The sequence below is a fragment of the Aeromonas aquatilis genome, assembly GCF_054052405.1.
The window spans coordinates 1-4,070 of sequence record NZ_JBSTYP010000116.1 but is presented as its reverse complement, the minus strand read 5'-3'; the positions used below and the strand labels follow the sequence as shown (position 1 = coordinate 4,070).

At 59.3% G+C, this 4,070-nt stretch carries 1 protein-coding gene and 1 pseudogene; both read left to right on the top strand.

Annotated elements, in window-relative coordinates:
* Window positions 1–160, top strand: a pseudogene (locus ACW5W8_RS23325) (IS1595 family transposase); the annotation flags it as partial.
* A gap of 112 nt (window positions 161–272) precedes the next feature.
* Window positions 273–3,608 carry a mechanosensitive channel MscK gene (mscK, locus tag ACW5W8_RS23320; protein WP_498630783.1) on the top strand — a complete coding sequence of 1,112 codons (3,336 nt, stop codon included), beginning with the start codon at window positions 273–275 and terminating at the stop codon, window positions 3,606–3,608.
* The last annotated feature ends 462 nt before the right edge of the window (window positions 3,609–4,070 follow it).

Here is a 4,070-nt window from a genome sequence, read left to right as displayed (position 1 = left end):
GAAAGAGTGGATGGAGCGTTTCCATGGCGTGGCGACGCACTACCTGAAGAATTACCTGGGTTGGCGCAGGATGCTGGAGCGTTACGGGAGGAGCGTGAATATCAAAGCATGTTTGCATGAGGCGCTGGGGCACCCCATGCAACACGTAATTGGGACATAGCCTTTTTTTTATCCCTCCCCCCTGCTTACCTGACAAGCCCGGTGTTAGAATCCCCGCGGATTTAATCTATGCGGGAAATCTCCCGAATATCGCGTAATAACCCGGAAGTTATATGCCCTCAATACGTTTTAAAAGAGTCTCGGCTACCCTGTTGCCGCTGCTCTGTCTCCTCGCCAGCCTCTGCGTCCCGCAAGCCATGGCGCAAGATGTTCCCTCTCGCAACGCTGTTCAGCGAGCGCTGGATGGTCTGGGTAAATCAGAGACCCTGACCATCAGTCAGCAAGCGGATCAGAAGTTGCTGACCGACACCCTCGCCTTGCTCGACAGCATCGACAAGGAAGAGGCGAAGGCCAAGACCCAGGCCCAGCGGATCCGCAACCTGCCCACCGAGCTCAGAGAGATCAGCGCCAAGCTCGATGCCCTGACCAAGGGCAAGAGTGCCGAGCAGATCAAGAGCGAATACGCCAGCATGAGTCTGGCAGAGCTCGACAGCCGTCAGCCGGAAGTGCTGGCCAACATGCAGGCGGCCCAGGAGGCCCTCGGCGCCATCGGCAGCCAGCTCACCAGCTTGCAGACCCTGCCGGAGCGGGCCCAGGCCAGCATGAGCCGTGCCTACCAGCGCAGTCAGGAGATCCGTACCCGCCTCAACGTCGGTGAAAGCGTCTCCAGCGCCGAGAAGATGAAGCTCGGTGCCGAGCTGGCCCTGCTCGACCTGCAGCTGGCCCACCTGCAAAAGGAGCTGGATAACCGTACCAGCATGCAGGATCTGGCGATCAAGCAGCGCGACTACCAGAATGCCCGTCTCGCCAGCGAAGAGCAGAAACTGCAGCTGTTGCAGGATCAGAGCAGCGCCAAACGCCTCGGCGACACCGAAAAAACCGCCGAGCAGACCGGTGAACTGGTGGCGACCGAAGACAGCCCGTTGGTGCAAAAAGAACAGGAGCTCAATCACCAGCTCAGCCAACAGCTGATCGGTGCCACCACCAGCCTCAACTCGCTGGTACAAAAAAACCTGCAAGCCAAGAGCTGGCTGGAGCGCGGCATCCAGACCGAGCGCAACCTCAATGAACAGGTGCAGATGCTCAAGGGCAATCTGCTGCTGTCACGCATCCTCTATCAGCTCTATCAGCAGCTGGAAGCGGCGCCCACCATCGCCGTCAAAAACCTGGAAGAGCAGATCGCCGATCTGCATCTGGCCCAGTTCGAACTGAGCCAGCAACGTGACCAGCTGTTCCAGAAGAACCTCTATCTGGACAACCTGATCGCCAGCAGCAAGGAACCGGTCAGCGAGGAGGACAAGGCCAGCCTTGCCAAGCAGCTCGACACCCGTATCAATCTGCTCGATCAGCTCAACCGCCAACTCGACAGCCAGCTCACCAACGCCATCAGCCTGCAGCTGACCCAGCAGCAGCTGGCGCGGGTCTATGCCTCTGTCGAATTTACCCTGCAGCAACACATCTTCTGGGTAAGCAGCAACAAGCCCATCGATGGCAAGTGGTTTATCAGCTGGCCCGCCCAGGCCTATAAACAGGCCTCCGACTGGGTATTGAAGCCGGACTGGAAACGCTGGCGCGAAGAGCTGCTGGGGATCTCCCTGCTCGCCTTCCCGCTGCTGCTGATCGGCGGCCTGCTGGTCTGGAAGCGCCCAGCTCTTGCCGAGCACCAGAAGAAGATCGCCAAGCACCTTGGTCGCTTCCGTCAGGACAACCAGTGGCACACTCCTGTTGCTCTCTTCTACACCGTGCTGCAGCGCCTGCCGGGCAGCCTGTTTATTCTGGCTGGCGGTCTGCTGCTCACCTACTGCGGTCTGCTCAGTCCCAAGCTGATGTTCCAGATCACCCTGAACCTCGCCCTCGGTTATCTGGTGTTCAGCGTCTATCTGGCGGTGATGCGCCCGGGTGGCATCGCCGAAACCCACTTCCGGATCCCGAAAGCGGAACTGCAGGCCAAGCACAGCAGCATGCGCTACCTCTGGTTGCCACTGCTGCCGCTGATCATGCTCGCGACCAAGGCGGTGGTTGAACCCTCCACCTTGGGTAACGACGTGATCGGCCAGGCCATGACCCTGGCCCTGCTGGGGCTGACCGCCTATCTGGTGTTCCCCATCTCCCGCGCCCGCATCAAGGGCGAGGCGAGCATGCAGAAGTCACTGATCGCCATCGCCCTGTCGCTGGCACCGGTAGCGCTGATCGTGCTGGCGATGCTCGGTTACTACTACACCGCGCTGAAGCTGACCGGTCGCCTGATCGAATCCTTCTACCTCATCATCATCTGGAGCCTGGTCTACCGCACCGCCCTGCGTGGTCTTGAGCTGGCTGCCCGTCGTCTGGCCTACCGCCGTGCGGTGGCCAAGCGTGAGCACAAATCTTCGGAAGATGCGGAAGGGGGCGAGTCCATCGAAGAGCAGCCCATGGATCTGGAGGATGTCAGCCAGCAGTCCCTGCGTCTGACCCGTACCGTGCTGATGCTGATCTTCGGCGTCGCCTTCTACTGGCTCTGGTCCGATTTGGTGGCGGTCTTCTCCTACCTCGACAGCATGGTGCTGTGGCACCGCAGTGAAGGCACCGGCGCCAACGCCGTGCTGTTCCCCATCAGCCTGAGTGACGTACTGATCGGCTTCCTGCTGCTCGGCGGTGCCTGGTCACTGGCGCGCAACCTGCCGGGCTTGCTGGAGGTGCTGGTGCTCTCCAAGCTCAATCTGGCTCAGGGGACGGCCTACGCCATCACCACCATGCTTAACTACGTGCTGATCGGCTTCGGCTCCCTGACCGCCCTCTCCATGATGGGTGTGCAGTGGGACAAGCTGCAGTGGGTAGCGGGTGGTCTGTCGGTCGGTATCGGTTTCGGCATGAAGGAGATCCTCTCCAACTTCGTCTCCGGCATCATCATCCTGTTCGAACGCCCGGTGCGGATCGGTGACACCGTCACCATCGGCTCCTTCTCCGGTACCGTCTCCAAAATCCGTATCCGTGCCACCACCCTGACCGACTTCGACCGCAAGGAGGTGATTATCCCCAACCAGCAGTTGATGACAGAACGGCTCATCAACTGGTCGCTGAGTGACACTGTCACCCGGGTGATCGTGCGGGTGGGCGTGGCGTATGGCTCGGATCTGGAGCTGACCCGCACCCTGCTCAAACAGGCGGCCGATGAAAACAGCCGGGTGCTGAAGGAGCCGGCCCCCATCGTCTACTTCCTCACCTTTGGCGCCAGCACCCTGGATCACGAGCTGCGCTTCTTCGTGAGCGAACTGGGGGATCGCAACCCGGCAGTGGACGAGTTGAACCGCAAAATCGATCAGCTGTTCCGCGAGAACGGCATCGAGATCGCCTTCAACCAGATGGATGTCTACATCAAGAACATGCAGGGGGAGGAGCAGAAGGTCGAATCCAACAACTCCGGCGCCCTGCCGCCACCTCCCGCCGAAGAGGGCAAGCAGTCCGCTTAAAGGAAGAGGATCCAGCAAAGCCGCTCACCTGTATGAGCGGCTTTTTATTGCGTTCACATGATCGGTCAGCGGATCGGAGAGGCTCGGCAAGCCTTGGGGAGATGGCCACCCGGCAAGTGTTGCCCTCTCTGGCGACAAAACATCGTTATTTTATAGACAAACATTTTTATAAAATAAGCCGCTAAACGCGTTGAATCATTGCCGCAAGCCGCTCTAGTAACATCGGCAGACACGTAGCAGCCCCCTCCGAACCGGTGTAAAAGCGGCTCCCCTCCCCCTTTTTCCCTGCGTTCAGATGAGGCGAGCCGTGGACAGACGGTGATAAAATAGAAGAGGCTGTCTATGACAGCCTCTTTACATGGGGGCTTTTCTATGGCTATGTCCCAATTACGTGTTGAAAGGCTAAGCTTGAAGTAGGCCATCACCTTGAGGTCTACCATCATGGATACCCCAGCCTTTCAA

Bases quoted from the DNA above. Each gene is read 5' to 3' on its own strand.
- mscK (WP_498630783.1), top strand. From the start codon at position 273: ATGCCCTCAATACGTTTTAAAAGAGTCTCGGCTACCCTGTTGCCGCTG.